Origin of the sequence: Flaviaestuariibacter amylovorans, assembly GCF_039541815.1 — a bacterium.
GTDB classification, from domain to species: domain Bacteria; phylum Bacteroidota; class Bacteroidia; order Chitinophagales; family Chitinophagaceae; genus Flavisolibacter; species Flavisolibacter amylovorans.
In genome coordinates this window covers 670,454-687,935 of sequence record NZ_BAABGY010000007.1, presented here as the reverse complement: position 1 = coordinate 687,935, position 17,482 = coordinate 670,454, and the positions used below count along the sequence as shown (strand labels likewise).

At 57.3% G+C, this 17,482-nt stretch carries 16 protein-coding genes; 13 read left to right on the top strand and 3 right to left on the bottom strand.

Translation table 11 applies throughout. The features are described from left to right. Nucleotides 1–43 precede the first annotated feature (43 nt). Complete coding sequence (locus tag ABD937_RS11470; RefSeq protein ID WP_345255854.1) at nt 44–277, top strand: hypothetical protein; 234 nt, start codon at nt 44–46, stop codon at nt 275–277. Between the two features lie 53 nt (nt 278–330). Here the strand turns inward: ABD937_RS11470 and ABD937_RS11465 are convergent, their stop codons facing one another. Continuing rightward, nucleotides 331–492, bottom strand: a complete 162-nt coding sequence (locus ABD937_RS11465; protein ID WP_345255853.1) for a hypothetical protein — start codon at nt 490–492, stop codon at nt 331–333. A 312-nt stretch (nt 493–804) separates the two neighbouring features. Between ABD937_RS11465 and prfB the strand changes: the two genes are divergently transcribed. The 9 genes from prfB to coaD all read left to right on the top strand — a co-directional run bounded on the left by prfB (nt 805) and on the right by coaD (nt 9,449). Next, nucleotides 805–1,900 (top strand): peptide chain release factor 2 gene (gene prfB / locus ABD937_RS11460; protein ID WP_345255852.1). Its coding sequence is split into 2 segments (ribosomal slippage): nt 805–864 and nt 866–1,900, totalling 1,095 coding nucleotides; the frame shifts between segments, so codons are not numbered across the junction. A 251-nt stretch (nt 1,901–2,151) separates the two neighbouring features. Next, a complete protein-coding gene (gene pruA, locus ABD937_RS11455; protein ID WP_345255851.1) occupies nt 2,152–3,801 on the top strand; it encodes an L-glutamate gamma-semialdehyde dehydrogenase in 1,650 nt (549 codons plus the stop codon). Nucleotides 3,802–3,959: 158 nt separating this feature from the next. Beyond that, nucleotides 3,960–4,463 (top strand): outer membrane beta-barrel protein, encoded by a 504-nt coding sequence (locus ABD937_RS11450; RefSeq protein WP_345255850.1) that lies wholly within the window; start codon nt 3,960–3,962, stop codon nt 4,461–4,463. A 151-nt stretch (nt 4,464–4,614) separates the two neighbouring features. Continuing rightward, on the top strand, nt 4,615–5,235 hold the full coding sequence (locus tag ABD937_RS11445; RefSeq protein WP_345255849.1) for a porin family protein: 621 nt from the start codon (nt 4,615–4,617) through the stop codon (nt 5,233–5,235). A gap of 290 nt (nt 5,236–5,525) precedes the next feature. Continuing rightward, nucleotides 5,526–6,122: a porin family protein gene (locus ABD937_RS11440; protein ID WP_345255847.1), complete on the top strand. Its 597-nt coding sequence runs from the start codon at nt 5,526–5,528 to the stop codon at nt 6,120–6,122. Between the two features lie 203 nt (nt 6,123–6,325). After that, entirely contained in the window at nt 6,326–6,895 is a 570-nt protein-coding gene (locus ABD937_RS11435; protein WP_484489536.1) for a porin family protein, read from the top strand. Between the two features lie 246 nt (nt 6,896–7,141). Then, nucleotides 7,142–7,672, top strand: a complete 531-nt coding sequence (gene pyrR / locus ABD937_RS11430) for a bifunctional pyr operon transcriptional regulator/uracil phosphoribosyltransferase PyrR (protein ID WP_345255845.1) — start codon at nt 7,142–7,144, stop codon at nt 7,670–7,672. A 247-nt stretch (nt 7,673–7,919) separates the two neighbouring features. Next, the gene (locus ABD937_RS11425; RefSeq protein WP_345255844.1) at nt 7,920–8,843 is read left to right on the top strand and encodes an aspartate carbamoyltransferase catalytic subunit; all 924 of its coding nucleotides are present in this window, start codon (nt 7,920–7,922) and stop codon (nt 8,841–8,843) included. A 126-nt stretch (nt 8,844–8,969) separates the two neighbouring features. Continuing rightward, nucleotides 8,970–9,449: a pantetheine-phosphate adenylyltransferase gene (gene coaD, locus ABD937_RS11420; RefSeq protein WP_345255843.1), complete on the top strand. Its 480-nt coding sequence runs from the start codon at nt 8,970–8,972 to the stop codon at nt 9,447–9,449. Here coaD and ABD937_RS11415 read toward each other — a convergent pair. Beyond that, nucleotides 9,438–10,037 carry an NUDIX hydrolase gene (locus tag ABD937_RS11415; RefSeq protein ID WP_345255842.1) on the bottom strand — a complete coding sequence of 200 codons (600 nt, stop codon included), beginning with the start codon at nt 10,035–10,037 and terminating at the stop codon, nt 9,438–9,440. The two genes, coaD and ABD937_RS11415, sit on opposite strands and share 12 nt — an antisense overlap. A 48-nt stretch (nt 10,038–10,085) precedes the next feature. Between ABD937_RS11415 and pyrE the strand changes: the two genes are divergently transcribed. Together pyrE and ABD937_RS11405 are read left to right on the top strand one after the other, a co-directional pair. Further along, on the top strand, nt 10,086–10,721 hold the full coding sequence (gene pyrE / locus ABD937_RS11410) for an orotate phosphoribosyltransferase (RefSeq protein WP_345255841.1): 636 nt from the start codon (nt 10,086–10,088) through the stop codon (nt 10,719–10,721). Nucleotides 10,722–10,745: 24 nt separating this feature from the next. After that, nucleotides 10,746–11,093, top strand: a complete 348-nt coding sequence (locus ABD937_RS11405; RefSeq protein ID WP_345255840.1) for a heavy-metal-associated domain-containing protein — start codon at nt 10,746–10,748, stop codon at nt 11,091–11,093. Nucleotides 11,094–11,111: 18 nt separating this feature from the next. Here the strand turns inward: ABD937_RS11405 and ABD937_RS11400 are convergent, their stop codons facing one another. Further along, entirely contained in the window at nt 11,112–11,597 is a 486-nt protein-coding gene (locus tag ABD937_RS11400) for an LEA type 2 family protein (protein ID WP_345255839.1), read from the bottom strand. A gap of 746 nt (nt 11,598–12,343) precedes the next feature. Between ABD937_RS11400 and ABD937_RS11395 the strand changes: the two genes are divergently transcribed. After that, nucleotides 12,344–17,482, top strand: coding sequence for a PKD domain-containing protein (locus tag ABD937_RS11395; RefSeq protein WP_345255838.1), 5,139 nt, complete (start codon nt 12,344–12,346; stop codon nt 17,480–17,482).

The following is a 17,482-nucleotide window of genomic DNA, read 5'->3' as shown; positions in this document are numbered from 1 at the left end:
CTATTCCGGCTTGGCTTTTGTGCTTTTTCGGAAAACGATCTTTATGTCAACAAACCAGCACAAGCGGGGCGAGGAGAACACCGCGAACAACGACGCCATCGCGAACCGCCACCCGCATAAGACGAACAACGATACCAGTGATGCGCAGAACGTAATGGACGACAATGTAGGCAACGTGCGCCCACTGGAGGATACGGAGCATGCACGGAACAAGGCCAGCGAAGGCCTGCGGCAGAACGGCAACACCGACCGCAACAACGGCAGCGCCGGCGCCTGACGGTAACGCACCTGCGAGAAAAACAAAACCACCCGCCGGGTGGTTTTTTATCGTCAGGCCTTTCGGAGCAACCCATCGAGCAGCTCCTCGTGCCGCATCTGTACTTCCAGTTTGCGGAATTGCTGGTAGAACCAGGCGGAGACACCCAGCGAAACGAAAAAGGCCACTTCATTCACACGGGTTGCCAACAGGTCAGTCATGTAGCTGATTAGCATAACAGGGTGTTTTGCTAGCTAGAGCAAATGCTTTGCCAGAATGGGGGAGGGGTTTATTGGTTTATTCGTCTATTAGTTTATTAGTGGCCGCTTAAAGAACATAGACTTAGAATGAGTTGGCGGCTCGCATCCAGTTGAAACCACTCATTTGATCTGTTATTTACACTTGGACCGGGCAGCGATCCATTAATGTCATTACTGCTTTGAATTACAGCACGGGCCTTGACGGTATGCAGCACCAGGAACGAACTCCTGCCAATAAACAAGTAAACCAATAAACCATTAAACAAATCCCCGCTATCTTTGCGGCCTATGACACAAGAAGCGATTAAAGATATGAGGGACCGCGTCGTTGTCCTGAGGAGGTTTCTTTGACGTCGAGAACCGACGATATAAGATAGACCAGGATAAACAATTGTCCCTGTCGCCCGGATTCTGGGACGACAACAGCCGTGCTACGGCGATCCTCAAAGAGATAAAAGAAAACGAGTACTGGACCAGTCTCTACGAAACGGTAGAAGGCGCGGTCGAGGACTTTGCCGTGCTCTTCGAATTCTGGAAAGAAGGAGAGGGGACCGAGGAGGACGTCAAGGCTGCCCACGAAAAAGCGCTCGCCGCCATCGAGGACGCCGAGTTCAAGAGCACGCTCAATGAGCCTGAGGACAGTCTTCCGGCAGTGCTGCAGATCAACTCCGGCGCCGGTGGCACTGAAAGCCAGGACTGGGCAGAAATGCTGGCGCGGATGTACCGCATGTACGGTGAGAAACAGGGCTGGAGCGTAAGCGAGCTCGATTGGCAGGAGGGCGACGGTGCCGGCATCAAGACCGCCACCTACCAGTTCGACGGACCCTTCGCCTACGGCTTCCTGAAGGCCGAAAGCGGCGTGCACCGCCTCGTGCGCATCTCCCCGTTCGATTCCAATGCCCGCCGGCATACTTCCTTTGTTTCGGTGTTTGTGTACCCGCTGGTCGACGATACCATCGAGATCGAGATCAAGGCCGCGGACATCAAGATCGAAACGTCGCGCAGCGGCGGCGCCGGTGGCCAGAACGTCAACAAGGTGGAAACGAAAGTGCAGCTCACCCACCTGCCTACCGGTATCGTGGTGGTGTGCCAGCAAGACCGGACGCAGCTCGGTAACCGCGAGCGCGCCATGGAAATGCTTCGGAGCCGCCTGTACGAGCTCGAACTGCGGAAGCGCAACGAAGCCAAGGACGCCATGAACAGCTCGAAGAAAAAGATCGAGTGGGGCTCGCAGATCCGCAGCTACGTATTCCATCCCTACAAGATGATCAAAGACCACCGCACCGATTACGAGGTCGGCAACATCGGCCCCGTGATGGACGGTGAGCTCGACGGCTTCATCAAGGCCTACCTGATGAGCAACAAGGAAGACGAGGCGAAGTAAGGATCTCAGATCTCGGATCTCGGATCTGAGATGTGTGATTTCAGATTTTTGATTTTGGATTTCAGATTTGATGGCCTGAATACGTTAGGAAAGGGGCGGATGCGATCAGTCGGTATCCGATGAAACGGTATCGACGCTTCAGTACAATGCACGCCGAATGATAGTGTGCTCAATTGTATAAAGTCTGCTCGTGCCGAAACGGCCCTTACAAATAAACCAATAGGCTAATAGACAAATAAACACTCCCCGCCATGAACCTAGGCTATTTCTCCTACCCGCTTCCGGCTAACGAGCCGGTGCTGGGCTACGCACCCGGATCGCCCGAGCGTACGGCATTGAAAAAGACACTTGCTGAACTGAAAGGCCAGACCGCCGACATCCCGATGTACATCGGGGGCAACGAGGTGCGTACCGGCAAGCTGGTGGAGATCCGGCCGCCGCACGAGACCGGTCACCTGCTCGGGCATTTCCATGCGGGCGACGCAAGCCATGTGACGCAGGCGATCGATGCGGCCCTCGCGGCTCGAGAGGGCTGGTCCAACCTGCCCTGGGAAGACCGCGCCGGCATCTTCCTCCGCGCCGCCGACCTCATTGCCACGAAGTACCGCTACCACATGAACGGCACCACGATGCTGGGCCAAAGCAAGAACGCCTTCCAGGCCGAGATCGACGCCGCTTGCGAGCTGATCGACTTCCTGCGCTACAACGTACACTTCCTGAGCGAGATCTATAAGCAGCAGCCCGTGAGCGGGCCCGGCATGCACAACCGCCTCGAGTGGCGCGCCCTCGAAGGCTTCGTGCTCGCCGTAACGCCATTCAACTTCACTGCCATCGGTGGCAACCTGCCCACGTCGGCTGCGCTTTGCGGCAACGTGGTGGTCTGGAAGCCGGCTAATACACAAGTCTACTCCGCGCAGATGTTCCTGCGCATCCTGCGCGAGGCCGGACTGCCCGACGGCGTCATCAACCTGATTTATGTAGACGGCCCGACGATCGGGGAGGTTTGCTTTGCGCACCGCGAGTTCGCCGGCGTACACTTCACGGGCTCCACGGGTGTGTTCAATGCCATGTGGAAGACGATCGGCGCCAATATCCCGAACTACCGCAGCTACCCGCGCATCGTGGGCGAGACCGGCGGCAAGGACTTCGTGATCGCACACAAGTCGGCTTCGCCCGACGTGGTCGCTACCGCATTATTACGGGGTGCATTCGAATACCAGGGACAGAAATGCTCCGCCGCCTCGCGTGCCTACATCCCGTCCAACATCGCCGACGAAGTGAAGCGGCTGCTGGTGGACGGCGTCAACTCCTTCAAGATGGGCACCGTAGAGGACTTCGGCAATTTCGTGAACGCCGTGATCGACGAAAAAAGCTTCGACCGCATCGCCCGCTACATCGACGACGTGATTAACAGCGGTGGCGCATCGGCCAGCATCCTGGTGGGCGGCACGTACGACAAATCGAAAGGCTGGTACATTGCACCGACCGTCATCGAGGCCACCGATCCGCAGTATGTGACGATGTGCGACGAGATCTTCGGGCCGGTGCTCACGATCCACGTGTACGACGCCGAACAGTACGAAGCCGCACTTCGCCTGGTGGACGCAACTTCTCCTTATGCCCTTACCGGGTCGGTGATCGCCCAGGACCGCGAGGCCGTGGTATTGGCTACCCAGGCGCTGCGGAATGCCGCCGGCAACTTCTACATCAACGACAAGCCGACGGGCGCAGTAGTGGGGCAACAGCCGTTTGGCGGCGCCCGCGCTTCGGGCACCAACGACAAGGCCGGCTCGCAGCTGAATCTGTACCGCTGGCTCAGCGCCCGTACCATTAAGGAAACGTTCGTTCCGCCCACCGACTACCGCTACCCGTTCCTGAGGGGGGAAAGCGAAGGAATTTAGGACGCTGATTTATCCACATTTCCCCATCGGTGCCTTCAAAAATACCGTCTGCATGGTATTTTCAGGGGATGAGCTTAAAAAACAGATGCGAAAATTTTGTTGTATAAACCCTATTCTTTTTCTTTGCCCCGAATTCTAATCTATAAAACAACTGTATTATGAAAAAAGTAGTACTCTCTTTTGCCATTGCTGCAATCGCTCTCGGTGCTAACGCCCAGAAGGGTGAAGGTTTCCAGTTCTCTGCTGGTATCAAGCCCTCTCTTCCGCTTGGTGATCTGAGTGAAGCCTATTCTTTCGGTATCGGTGCTGAAGTTGGCGGTGAATACCACTTCGCTGAGAAAGTGAGCGGTATTGCTACCATCTCCTACAACCAGTTCCTCGGTTCTGAAGACAAGAACGGCGGCCTGAAAACCTCTATGCTTCCGATCCTGGCTGGTGTTCGCTTCTATCCTTCTCAGAATGTGTTCATCGGTGCTAAAGTAGGTGTGAACATGCTCCGTGTATCTATGGACGGTTTCTCTGCCAGCACTTCCGGTCTTGGCTATGAGCCCCATGTTGGCTACAATGCTGAGAAGTTCCAGATCTCCGCTGGCTACCTCGGCCTGTCGAAAGATGGTGCTTCCATGAGCGCTCTCACGCTGACCGCTGCTTTCAAATTCTAATTTGATCGAGCTTTAATAAAAGGTCCCGCCTCCCGGCGGGACCTTTTATTTTCCGGTATCCGCCGGGATGCGGCCTTTATGAATCCGTTAAGGATTTTTTTTGCTGTCGTCCCGCCGACATTACTTTCATTTGTACCACAAAACAGCAACCATGAAAAAATTGACACTCGCCCTCGCAGGAGTTCTTGCGATCGGCACCAGTGCCTCCGCACAAAAGATCGGGGTACATGCCAATGGGATTGTATCCACGCTGAGCGCCTCTGCTGATGGCCTTACGGTGAATTCGCAAAGCCGTTTCTCCTGGAAGGTCGGTCTTCAAGGCGAGCTCCCGCTCTCCGGCAACTTCAAGCTGATGCCGCAGCTGAACGTGCTTTCGAAAGGGGGCAAGTTCACCGAGGACGGCGATGGCGTTACCCTGAAGCTCACTTATGTTGAAGTGCCCCTGCTTTTCACCTACCATTTTTCGAAAGCGTTCATCGGTGCCGGACCTTCGGTAAGCATTGGCATTGGTGGTGAAGCCGTATCCACGTTCGACGGTGAAACGGAAGTGACCAAGATCAAATTCGACGGCAATGAAGACCCGAACGACGAGATGGGCCACTTACGCAGAACCGACGTCGGCATTCATTTCATCGGCGGCGTGAAGCTTCCGAAAGGCTTGTTCGTAAACGCCCATTACAACCTTGGTGTCACCAGCATCGTTCCCGGCGAAAACCAGGAAGGCAAGATGACCAACCGCTATTTCGGTTTCGGCATCGGCAAGAATTTCTAACCGCAAATTTTTGTATCCCGTATCGATAAGGCCGCAGCGATGCGGCCTTTTTTCATGCGCCGCATGTTGCGGTCATCCTTCCCCGTGAGTTCAGGCCGCCCGGCCGGGTAAAACAAGATCCAGGTTTTTTTCCACAGCCGGCCTGCCGGCAACTTCTTTTGCTGAACCACCGAACCGTGTCATCATCAATACCCGCACGCATCGACGCCGGGTTCTTTTGCACAGGAAAGACTTGCTGCATTCAGGATACGGCCCCCTTTTTGCAGCGTCGGCGCAAAAAACAGCAAACCATGAAAAAAGCGCTTTTTCTCGGCCTCGCCCTCGCGGCCGGAACCATCGTTCACGCACAGCACCTCCCGAAGCTGGGGATCAAGGCGGGGCTGAACATCGCCAGCCTGTCGCTTGAATCGGACGTGGACGTAAAAAGCCGCCTGGGCGCCCATGGAGGCCTGCTCGTGCACATTCACCTCGGTCCGCAGTTCGCGCTTCAACCCGAGGTGCTCTACTCGCAACAGGGAATGAAAATAGGCACCGGCAGCGACGCCGACGTGTTCAAATTCGACTACCTGAACGTACCCTTCATGCTTCAGTATATGTTCAACAACGGGTTCCGCGTGGAGGCCGGGCCGCAGGTGGGCCTACTGCTGAGCGCCAAGCACGAAACCCCGGACGGTACCGACAACATCAAGAATGAATTCAAGCAGGCTGACTTCGGCGTAGGATTCGGGGTGAACTACCTCTCACAGACGGGCTTTGGCATCGGCGGCCGCTACAATCTTGGGGTGTCCAACATCAACAAGGCGCGCGATGGTGCGGTGAAGAACCGCGTCGGACAGATCTCCGTGTTCTATATGTTTGACCGCAGCCATAAGGCGAAGTCCCGGTAATTGAACAATTGTATGATTCAGGCCGAACGGCAGAGTTTGGTACGGCCGCGGCCTCCTTTTTGCATAAATGCGGGCAATTGAAAAACTTTACGAATATGAAAAAGATCAGTTTATTGACCCTTGCGTGCGCGGCTGCAGTTTCAGTAATGGCACAGGATGGCACCCAGGGCGGCGACAGGGACCATAAACCCCTTCGTACGGAAATGTCCCGCGCGGTACGCTTCGGCCTCACCGGCGGCGTGAACATTGCCAAGTTCGCAACCGAGAACATCTCTCCGTCCCCGAGCATCACGGCCAAGACGAGCATGTACGGCGGTGGTTTCGTCAACATCCCACTGGGTAAGGCATTCGCGATCCAGCCCGGTATCCAGTGGACCGGCTTCGGCAGCAAACTGCGCGAAGGCAACGTCAGCTCCGAGCAGGACCTGCACTACCTGGGCGTGCCCATCGCGCTGCAGTTCATGCCCGGCAACAACGGCTTCTTCCTCGAGGCCGGTGGCCAGGCAAACTTCCTGCTGACGGCACGCGAAGAGAACAGCATCACCAATACCCGTACGGGCAACAAGGACGCTTTCGATAAATTCGAAGTCGGCGCCTTTGGCGGCGTTGGGTACCTCACCCGTATCGGCCTTGGCTTCACCGCCAAGTATTACTACGGTCTGGCCAATGTGCTGGAAGACGGTGGCGGCAACAACAGCTCGAACGACGGTCCGGAGCTGAAGAACCGCGCCTACCAGTTCGGCCTGGTGTATCATTTCGGCGCTGCGAAGTAAGCAGGCGCATCGGAAAATACGAGCATCGATAAAAGAGGACAAGGTCGCCCCCGGGCGGCCTTGTCTTATTTTGCGGATACCTGTTATTGATTCTACTTACTCGATCGTCGCCGGCGAGCACCACCGATCCCACCGGCAACCTGCTATCGTCGCTTTCACTTCCGCCTTCGTACTTCTTACCAATAGACCAATAAACTAATAAACCAATAAACCTATACTCGTTACTTTAGCGCAAACTTGCCCCGTTTGAAATCCATCCTCCAGCCCGAGCAAATGACCCTCACCCTGCAGCGTCTCGCAAGCCAGCTGCTGGAAGACCCTGCGCTACTGGCCCAGACCGCCCTGATCGGCATTCAGCCGCGCGGTGTTTTCCTTTCCGACCGCCTGGCCGGCCTGCTGCGCCGCGAGGGCGCACCGGCTTTCGACTACGGCCACCTCGACATCACCTTTTACCGCGACGACGTGCGCCAGGAGCTGCATGTGCCGGGCAAGACCGACATTGGGTTCTCGATCGAAGGAAAGCGGGTGGTGCTGGTAGACGACGTGCTGTATACCGGCCGCACGATCCGCGCTGCGCTCGATGCCCTCATGGATTTCGGGCGCCCCGCGCGGGTGGAGCTGCTGGTACTCATCAACCGCCGCTACAGCCGCGAGCTGCCGGTGCAGCCCGATTACACCGGGCGCTCCATCGACTCCATCGTATCACAGAAAGTAAAGGTGCTCTGGGCCGAGCGCGACGGCCGCGACGAGGTCATCTTACTGGACCAGGAGGACTGAATTAATGTGCTAATGGGGTAATGTGCTAATGGGGTAATGGGGTAATGGGGTGATCGGGTAATTTCCGGGCTGCCGGTAATGCAACGCCGAGGCACGGGCCAGGTGCGGTTGGATCCCAAGGTAGTATTACGTGCGGGCAGTAGAAACAACCGTCAGGAAGTACAGGGCAGTTAGCATCGGGTCTTACCAATAAACTAATAGACCAATAAACCAATAGACCTTCCTCACCCCTTATATTTGCCTTTTAATGGCACTTTCTACCCGACACCTGCTAGGCATCAAGGAACTACAGGCACAAGACATCGCCACGATCCTCGAGACAGCCGACCAATTCAAGGAAGTGCTGCAACGGCCGATCAAGAAAGTTCCCTCGCTACGCGACGTAACGATCGTCAACCTCTTTTACGAGAACTCCACCCGTACCCGCATCTCCTTCGAGCTTGCCGAAAAGCGCCTTTCGGCAGATACCATCAACTTCAGTGCCTCCGGGTCGTCGGTTTCGAAGGGAGAGACCCTGCTCGATACGGTCAACAATATCCTTTCGATGAAGGTCGACATGGTGGTGATGCGGCATAGTGCCAGCGGGGCGCCCCACTTTCTCGCCAAGCACATTCCGGCTGCCATCGTGAATGCCGGCGACGGCATCAACGAGCACCCGACGCAAGCCCTCCTCGATGCCTTTTCGATCCAGGAGAAGCTGGGTACCCTGCAAGGGGTGCGTGTGGCCATCATCGGCGACATCATGCACAGCCGCGTGGCGCAAAGCAATATTCACCTGCTGCAGAAGATGGGAGCGGAGGTGATCGTTTGCGGCCCGCCAACGCTGATTCCCAAATACCTGACAGAGGCCTTCGGTGTGCGGGTGGAATACAACCTGCGCAAGGCGCTGGAATGGAGCGACGTGGCCAACGTGCTCCGCATCCAGCTTGAGCGGCAGAACCAGGTGCTCTTTTCCTCACTGCGCGAGTACAACATCGCCTACGGTATCAGCCGGCGCCTGCTCGAAAGCCTGCCGAAGCCCATCACCATCATGCACCCCGGACCCATCAACCGCGGTGTGGAACTCGATTCGGACGTGGCCGACGGCAACCAGTCCATCATCCTGCAGCAGGTAGAAAATGGCGTAGCCGTGCGGATGGCGGTGCTCTACCTGCTTGCAAACAGGGGATAAGTGGGTGTAACGGCTGAGAGGGTTCCGGCAGGCAGCAGGCGCTCCGTCTATCACCAGGTCACCCTATCAACCCATTACCCCATCAGCACATTACCCCATTACCTCATTAGCACATTAACTTCGCTTATGCGTATCGGCTTCTTTCCCGGCACCTTCGACCCGGTCACACTCGGACATATCGATATCGTGCAGCGCGCGCTCCCGCTGTTTGACAAGCTCTATATCGGCATCGGCGTCAATGCAAACAAGCAGCCCATGTTCACGGCCGAGCAGCGGAGAGCGTGGTTCGGCTCCATCTTTCACCACGAGCCGAAGGTGGAGGCGCTTGTGTACGAGGGGCTTACGGTGGACTGCTGCAAGCGCGTCGGCGCCAACTACATCCTGCGCGGGATCCGCTACGTGTCGGACTTCGAGTATGAAAAGGCAATTGCCGACATGAACCGGAGCATAGACGCCGGCATCGAAACGATCTTCCTGACCTGCCTGCCGCAGTATACCTCGGTGGCGTCCACGCTCGTGCGCGACGTGCTCCGTTACGGGGGGGATATCAGCCAATTCGTTCCGGACGAAGTGCTCCGCTCAGTGCGCGAAGCGTCAGCGTCCTAAATAGAACTGCAGCACGTCACGGATGGATGGGTGCGTGTGCGCAAGGTGGCGATCGAGGTCGGAAGGCGTCACCCACTCGGCCCCGGCGATGTCCTCCTCGGTCTGCGGCCGGAGGGCGCCTTCGAAGGTGGTTTCCATGGCGAACCAGTGGTTTTCCTTCAGCACCAGCCCGCCTTTGTCTTCGTAGGTGTGGTAGGTCACGAGCAGTGGCCTGGTAACGGTGAGCCCGGTGACGCCGGTTTCCTCTTCAACCTCCCGCACGGCGCAGGCCTCCAGTGTTTCACCCGGGTCTATCCAGCCTTTGGGAAGGTCCCAGACGCCGCGGCGGTGGATCAGCAGGAGCGCTCCATCGGCTCGCCGTACGACCCCTCCGCCCGTGCGGATCAGGCGAAATGCTCCTTCCAGCAATAGGGTCGTGTCGCACTGGGCGGCCATGTTTAGGATCAGCCGGGCTTTTTCGGAGCGGTGAAAGGAGAGGGCCGCCGCGCGAAGTGCCTCCGCGGAGTCGACGGTCGCAGTACCAGCAGCGCCCGGCGTTTCTTCAGGCGTCAGCAGCAGCACACGTTCGCCAAAATAGATTCGGAGCATGATCAAAGGTACATCCGGGCGGAGCACGCTTTCCGCTACCTTCGCGGCATGACCGACGCCTCTATCACTGCCGAGAAACTCCTTCAGTCCGGTGCCGTTAAACTGAGTCCTGCTGCACCCTTCACCTGGGCCAGCGGCTGGAAAAGTCCCATTTACTGCGACAATCGCCGTGTGCTTTCCCAGCCCTATATCCGCGATTACATCAAGAGCGAGCTGTGCAACCTGGTGTTCGAGCGTTTCCCGGATGCCGATGGCATTGCGGGGGTGGCGACCGCCGGTATTGCCTGGGGGGCACTCGTGGCCGACCAGCTCAAGCTTCCGTTCCTGTATGTGCGTCCAAAGCCGAAGGAGCATGGGCTGGGCAATCAAATCGAAGGGAGTTACGAGCCCGGCCAGCGGGTGGTAGTGCTCGAAGACCTGGTGTCGACCGGGAAAAGCAGTCTGCAGGTGGTGGAGGTGCTCCGGGCGGCAGGCATGGAAGTGCTGGGGATGGCCGCCATTTTCCAGTATGGATTTGCGCACGCGGATGCGCAATTCGCCGCCGCCGGGGTGCCGTTGCATTCGCTGACGCACTACGAGGCGCTCATCGGGCTCAGCCTGCAGAAAGGCACCGTAGCCCCGGAGGAAGAGGGGATTTTGTTAAAATGGCGGGAAGATCCTTCAAACTGGACAGGAGTTGTTTAAATTGAATTCAAATTGAACCGATCCATGAAAAAGTTGCTGTTTTTGCTGCTGCTGTGTTTTGGGATGAAGGCTTCTGCCCAGACCAAGGCCCTGCAGACCCTCCGTATTGCGCTGCCCACCATCCAGTGCGATATGTGTAAGAACAAGATCGAGACCTACCTGAAGCGGTATGATGGCGTAACGAGCATTGTGGTGAACGTAAAGAAAAAGGAAGCCGTGGTTAAGTACCTGAGCGACCGTGTGACCAATGAAGATATCAAAGCGGCGATCGCCACGGCTGGCTATGACGCCGACGAGGTTACGGCTGAGCCTGATGGCTACAACCGCCTGCCTGCCTGCTGCAAAAAGCCCGATGCTGCGAAGAAGCAGTAACCTGAGTTCCCCCTGATCTTAATTCATCGATCCAGCCGCACCGGCTGGATTTTTTATTAGGTCGGCGCTCACCCGTTGCCGGCCAGAGTACTTGATGGGCTTCGAGACGAAGATACCCGCCTTCCCCACCTTCACCGAGCCGTCGGCCCGCACCAGCACCTCCTTGCCAAGAAGGCCGGGTAAGTTGAACTTCATGGCACGCTGCAACCCGATCGTTCCCTCCAGGGGAATGGTGAACTCCGCATTCTTATTGACGGCTACCTCACGGGGCTGGGTAAACTTGCCCAGGTACAGGGTATCGATATACACATCAATGGCTGCCTCTTTGACAGTGACGCCAAAATTATTGGGGTTGAAGTAAGTAGCCGAGAATCCCACCGTTGACTCCTCGAACCCGAGTTTTTTAACGCCGAAGTTGTCGAGCCTCCGGAACTCGGGGTCCTTGATCTTGCCGCAGGAGAAAAGGAGTGGGGTTGCGAGGAGCGCAAACAGGAAGTGTTTCATACTAATCAGAACAGGACAAATCCTATGCTAGAAGGGTTCAAAGCTCTTCGTTATCAACTGCTAAAAAAATTAGTAAAAGTCCAAATGGAACTCAAGCGTCAAAAACTATAATTTTTAGTAAGATAGAGACCATTACAAAATATTGATTCGAAGACATTTAACGCCTAAAACATCATTTTTTGGTTCCTTAAAAAATGGATCTTTTGCGCCGAATTGCAGATACTGCGAGGAAAGCTAAACATCAGTTTTAGTAGGATATTAAAACGTTGATTCAAAGTAGTTTAAATACGCCAGTACTAGTTTTAAATGATAAACCATCGATCCGGCAAAAAAAACCGACATGGTGTTTTCCACATTGGCTGAATTTTCACGATCGGGAAGCAAATGGGGTCAAACTACTCCGGAACCACAGCCTCGAAATTTGGGCACTTTTAGGACGTCTGGGGCAATTGCCGGGAATCTGGCCCCCGCAAGAATGAAAGCTGACTTATGGTGCAAATGGATGGTTGGGCACCCGGATTTTGCCGAGCCTGGTCTTTTTGAAGCGCTTCCCGATAAGACATTTTGGCATTTGTACAGGCGGAATTATTATTTGACGACCGGTTAAACCTGCGGCGAAGCAGCATTTCTAAGGTTTATTTTGTTTTCCTTAACAGGAATCTGAAGCGCAAACTCTTCGGTTCGAAGTAGTTGCATTGCCTTTATCGTAACTTCATTGCTCATTTCGCAACCTCCGACAACGGATAATGAAAAAACTGATTGCCTTTCTGCTGCTCACTGGGATTTTCCTGGCCCCGCGTTCCACTCATGCCCAGGATTTTTCGAACAAGGGAAAAGAGTTCTGGCTTGCCTACAGTTACCATGTGGGCATGGCGGGCGGGGCTGGTAACCAGCCCGTCATGACCCTCTACCTTACGGCGGACGAGACTACGACCTATACCGTCGAGATCTTCGGCGTGACCACAGTGGCCACCGGCACGATCACCGCCGGGCAGGTCGCGTCTGTGTCGATTTCGACCGCTTATGCCATCAACGACGAAGGGGCTTTTTCGAACCGCGCCATCCGGGTTACCAGCGCCAAGCCGATCGTAATGTATTCCTATATCACGCGGAGTGCTGCCTCGGCTGCGACACTCTGTCTCCCGGTGCCGGTGCTCGGGCGCGAATACATGGCTGCCTCCTTCACCCAATCCTCCAACGAAGCCGCCTCGAACTCGTTCGTTACGATCGTAGGTATCGAAGACAATACAACGGTCGAGATCAAGCCTTCCACCGCCACCAAAAACGGGTGGGCCGCCGGCAGCACCAACGTCATTACCCTGAACAAGGGCCAGATCTACCAGATCCTGGGTTTCGCCAGCAATTCCGGCAGCGGCGGCATCTTTACCGGCAACGACCTCAGCGGAACCACGGTTCGGTCCATTGCGAGCGCTTCCGGCGGTTGTAAGCGGCTGGCAGTGTTCTCCGGCACCGGTAAGATCAGGATCCCCCCGAACAATAGCGCCGGTACCTGCAACGGCACCTCCGACAACCTGTACCAGCAACTTTACCCGATCGCCTCCTGGGGAAAGAAGTACCTGACGGTGCCCAGCAAGAATAATCCGTTCAACTATTACCGGGTGTTCCGAAACGATCCGAATACCAATGTATTTGTGAATGGAGCGCTGGTCAACCCGGCCCTGTTTGTCAATAACGTCTACACACTTCCGCTCAGCAATGCCACCAACCTGATCGAAGCTGATCAGCCGATTTCGGTGGCTCAGTACTTTACCAGCCAGGGCTGTAACGGCAATTCAAACGCCCAGCCGTATGATCCCGACATGATCATGCTCAACCCGGTCGAGCAGAACATCAATAAGGTAACGCTTGTGAATTCGAACCTCTTCGCGGGCTCGAGTGCAGCTTACCCCCACCAGCACCATATCCATGTCATCATGCGCAACGGGGGCACCGGCATCTCGTCCTTTACCTTCGACGGAACGCCCGTGCCGGCTTCCTTCTGGACGGTGCACCCGCGCGACCCTAACTACTCCTATATCTACCTCGCGGATATCAACGGCGGCAACACGCTGACCCAGGGTTTCCACCGCCTCGCTTCGGACTCCGGCTTTAACGCCCTGGCATACGGGTATGCCAATGCCGAGAGCTATGGCTATTCGGCCGGTGCCAACGTCAAGGACCTTTACCAATTCGCCTCGATCCGGAATGCCAATGCCACCGTCAACTTCCCCTCGACCTGCCGCAACACCCCGTTCAAGCTGTCGATGACCTTTCCTTATGCCCCCACGCAGATCAGTTGGCTCTTCAACGGGCTTTTCGCCGATGTGACCGTGAACAGCCCGGTGGCCGACTCCGTTTACGTCGTAAACGGGAAGACCCTGTACCGCTACAGCCTCCCTGGTTCCTACAGCGTACCGAACGTGGGCACCTACCCGGTCCGGATTCTCGCCCTCAACCCGACTTCCGACGGTTGCGGCGGCGAGCAGGAGATCAACTACGATCTCGTGGTGCTCGAGCGCCCGACGTCCGATTTTAACTTTGTAACCAACGGCTGCGCCACTGATGCGGTGACCTTCCAGGACGCCAGCAACCCGCAGGGCCGGCCCATCAGCACCTACTCCTGGGTTTTTGGCAACGCAGGGAACTCCGCCCAGGCCAATCCGTCGTTTACCTTCCCCGGCCCGGGCGCCTACGAGGTAAAGCATTCGGTGATCACAGACATCGGTTGCCTTTCGGATACCGTAACCAAGACGGTTACCCTGAGCCAGCCGCCGGTAGCCGGCTTTACGGTGGCGGCACCTTATTGCGCCGGACGCCCGCTTACCTTCACCGATAACTCCCAAGGCAGCGGCGGTACGATCACCAAATGGACCTGGAACTTCGGCGACGGTAACCCGCCCGTAGAAACCAACAGCGGCGCCGCCCAGGTACGTACCTACAGCACCCCGGGCAGCTATACCGTGACGCTTACGGTCGAAACCGCCAGCGGCTGCAGAAGCATCGCGTTCAGCCAGACCATCAACATCAACCCGAACCCGGTTGCCGGATTTACCTTCGGTAGCGCCTGCCTCCCGGCCGGGTCGCTCACGTTTACCAACAACAGCACCGTAACCGGCAGCACTCTTAGCTACCAGTGGAACTTCGGGGTACCCGGCGCTACCAGCACGGATGCCAACCCGACCTATGGGTATACCACGGCAGGTCCCTTCCAGGTGAGCTTGCTGGCTGTGTCGGCAGCCGGTTGCCGCGACTCCATCACCCAAACGGTGAATACCGTGTATGCCAAGCCGGTGGCCACCATCACGGCGCCTGCCGGCACGAACCGTTTCTGCATCGGCGCCCCCATCAGCTTTACAGGTTCCGGCACCGCACCCGGCTCCACAGTTTCCGAATGGCACTGGAATTTCGGCGACGGTAACGTGGCTACTACCCAAAGCCCCTCCAAGACCTATTCCGCCGCAGGGTCCTACCGCGTCAAATTCTGGATCCGCTCCGCTGCCGGCTGTACGTCCGACACCGCTTACTACGACGTGATCGTCGATCCCCAGCCGCGGGCCAGCTTCACCGTTTCGGCCCTGCGCTGCGCTGGCGACACCGTATACCTGCAGTCGAATTCAGTTACCAATACTGCCGACCCTTCCTTTACGACCTATGCATGGACGGTGAACGGCGGAGCACTGCCGGCGCCGCACGGCGAGCTGTATAAGTATGTACCGGGCGCTGCAGGCACTTTTGTCTTCGGGCTCACCGCCACCACTGCCACGGGCTGCGCCGACGACACAACAGTAAGCGTCACGATCCACCCGAAACCGGTGCCCGACTTTACCCTGCCCAACGTTTGCCTGCCTTCCGGCTCCGCCACCTTTACGAATACGAGCACGGTTAGCCCGGCTTCCGCAATGACGTACGCCTGGACCTTCGGCGACGGTGGCACCTCTTCGGCCACGAACCCAACACACGTTTATACCAGTGCCGGTCCGTTTAACGTGACCCTGACGGCGACCACCGCCCAGGGCTGTAAAGAGGACACGCTGAAGGCATTGACGACCGTGTACGCCGAGCCGCAGGCAGGTTTTACGGCCTCGGCCCCGGAAGTTTGCCTCGGCGCCTCGTTCACCTTCACCGACGCCAGCACGGCGCCCGGAAGTACAGTGACCTCCTGGGCCTGGACCTTCGACGACGGCACGACCTCCACGGAGCAGAACCCGACAAAGACCTTTGCTACGCCGGGCAGCCATACGGTAACCCTCCGGATCACGTCCGCAGCCGGCTGCGCGTCGGCCGTATTCACCGGAACCGTGTTCGTGAACGCCCTGCCCACAGCCGCCTTTACGCTGCCCCCCGTGCGTTGCAGTACCCGCGACCTCACCTTCACCGACGCTTCCGTAGCCAACTCGGGCGTATTGCAATCCTGGACCTGGGACCTCGGCGAGGGCTCCGCCCCGCGCACCGGGCAAGGTCCGATCGTGCATGCCTATGCCGCCCCTGGAACCTACCCGGTTACCCTGCGCGTTACCACGGATAAGGGTTGCGCGAAGGATTATACGGAGTCGATCCTGGTGAGCCCGCGCCCGCAGCCTGGTTTTGTGGTACCCCAGAACTGCCTGGCCGATCCCTTCTCGCCCTTCACCGACACGAGCAAGGTGGCCGCTCCCGACGTCATCAGCACCTGGAACTGGAACTTCGGCGATGCCGGCAGCACCCCGGCCAACAACGTTTCTACCCTGCAGAACCCCCAGCACCGCTATACCGCCGTGGGGCCTTACGACGTACGCCTGATCGTGGGTACGGACCGCGGCTGCACCGACACCCTCGTCCAGCAGGTCATGATCAGCGGTACCCAGCCGGTGCCGGTGCTCCGGATCCTCAACAACGAATTCTGCAGCACCGACTCGCTGCGGATCAAGGATTCGTCGTGGGTAGACGTAGGTAACGTAGTGAAGCTCGAGATCTATTGGGATGCCGCCGACCCGAGCTCCGTGGAAACCATTCTGAACCCGGTTCGTGGCGCCATCTACAGCCACAAATACCCCGATTTCTATAACCCGGGCAGCCGGAACTATACCGTCCGGATCGTGGCCTACTCAGGTACCACCTGCGCGATCGAGGCGTCTGCCGTTGCCCAGGTTAAAGCGATCCCGGAGCTTCGCTTTGATGCATTGACCGGTGTTTGTATGAACGTGCCCTCCTTTGAGATTACCGGGGCCCGTTCGCTCAACGAGGCTTCCGTGTCCGGCACCGGTGTGTTCACCGTCAACGGCGCACCGATGGGGCCGCGCTTCAACCCGGCCAGCACCGGCCCCGGCGTCCATACGGTGCGCTACACCTATAATGGCAACAATGGATGCTCCGCCTTCCTCGAACGCACCATCGACGTGTTTGGCGTACCTACGGTAACAGCCGGCCCGGACCGCTTTATCCTGCAGGGTGGGGTAGACTCGCTGCTCGGCTCGGGCAATGGCAACGGGCTCAGCTATCTCTGGACACCGGCTGCGGGGCTCAACAACCCGGCACTGCCGCGCCCGCTCGCAACACCTGCCGAAGACATTACCTATACACTCACCGTAACCTCGGCCGATGGCTGTACGGCTTCCGACGCTGTGTTCGTGAAAGTGCTGAAGGCGCCCCAGATACCAAACGTGTTCACCCCGAATGGTGACGGTACCAATGACCGTTGGGAGATCCAGTACCTCGAGTCGTACCCCGGCGCCACGGTGGAAGTGTACAACCGCTACGGCCAGCTGGTATACCGCTCGGTGAACTATACCCGCGCCTGGGATGGCACTATGAACGGCAAAGAGCTCCCCGTGGGCACCTACTATTACCTGATCAACCCGAAGAACGGCCGCAAGCAGCTCTCCGGATTCGTGGACCTCATTCGCTAA

Coding starts and splice junctions, on each gene's coding strand:
- ABD937_RS11470 (WP_345255854.1), top strand. CDS start 44: ATGTCAACAAACCAGCACAAGCGGGGCGAGGAGAACACCGCGAACAAC.
- ABD937_RS11465 (WP_345255853.1), bottom strand. CDS start 492: ATGCTAATCAGCTACATGACTGACCTGTTGGCAACCCGTGTGAATGAA.
- pruA (WP_345255851.1), top strand. CDS start 2,152: ATGAACCTAGGCTATTTCTCCTACCCGCTTCCGGCTAACGAGCCGGTG.
- ABD937_RS11450 (WP_345255850.1), top strand. CDS start 3,960: ATGAAAAAAGTAGTACTCTCTTTTGCCATTGCTGCAATCGCTCTCGGT.
- ABD937_RS11445 (WP_345255849.1), top strand. CDS start 4,615: ATGAAAAAATTGACACTCGCCCTCGCAGGAGTTCTTGCGATCGGCACC.
- ABD937_RS11440 (WP_345255847.1), top strand. CDS start 5,526: ATGAAAAAAGCGCTTTTTCTCGGCCTCGCCCTCGCGGCCGGAACCATC.
- ABD937_RS11435 (WP_484489536.1), top strand. CDS start 6,326: ATGTCCCGCGCGGTACGCTTCGGCCTCACCGGCGGCGTGAACATTGCC.
- ABD937_RS11425 (WP_345255844.1), top strand. CDS start 7,920: ATGGCACTTTCTACCCGACACCTGCTAGGCATCAAGGAACTACAGGCA.
- coaD (WP_345255843.1), top strand. CDS start 8,970: ATGCGTATCGGCTTCTTTCCCGGCACCTTCGACCCGGTCACACTCGGA.
- ABD937_RS11415 (WP_345255842.1), bottom strand. CDS start 10,037: ATGCTCCGAATCTATTTTGGCGAACGTGTGCTGCTGCTGACGCCTGAA.
- pyrE (WP_345255841.1), top strand. CDS start 10,086: ATGACCGACGCCTCTATCACTGCCGAGAAACTCCTTCAGTCCGGTGCC.
- ABD937_RS11405 (WP_345255840.1), top strand. CDS start 10,746: ATGAAAAAGTTGCTGTTTTTGCTGCTGCTGTGTTTTGGGATGAAGGCT.
- ABD937_RS11400 (WP_345255839.1), bottom strand. CDS start 11,597: ATGAAACACTTCCTGTTTGCGCTCCTCGCAACCCCACTCCTTTTCTCC.
- ABD937_RS11395 (WP_345255838.1), top strand. CDS start 12,344: ATGAAAAAACTGATTGCCTTTCTGCTGCTCACTGGGATTTTCCTGGCC.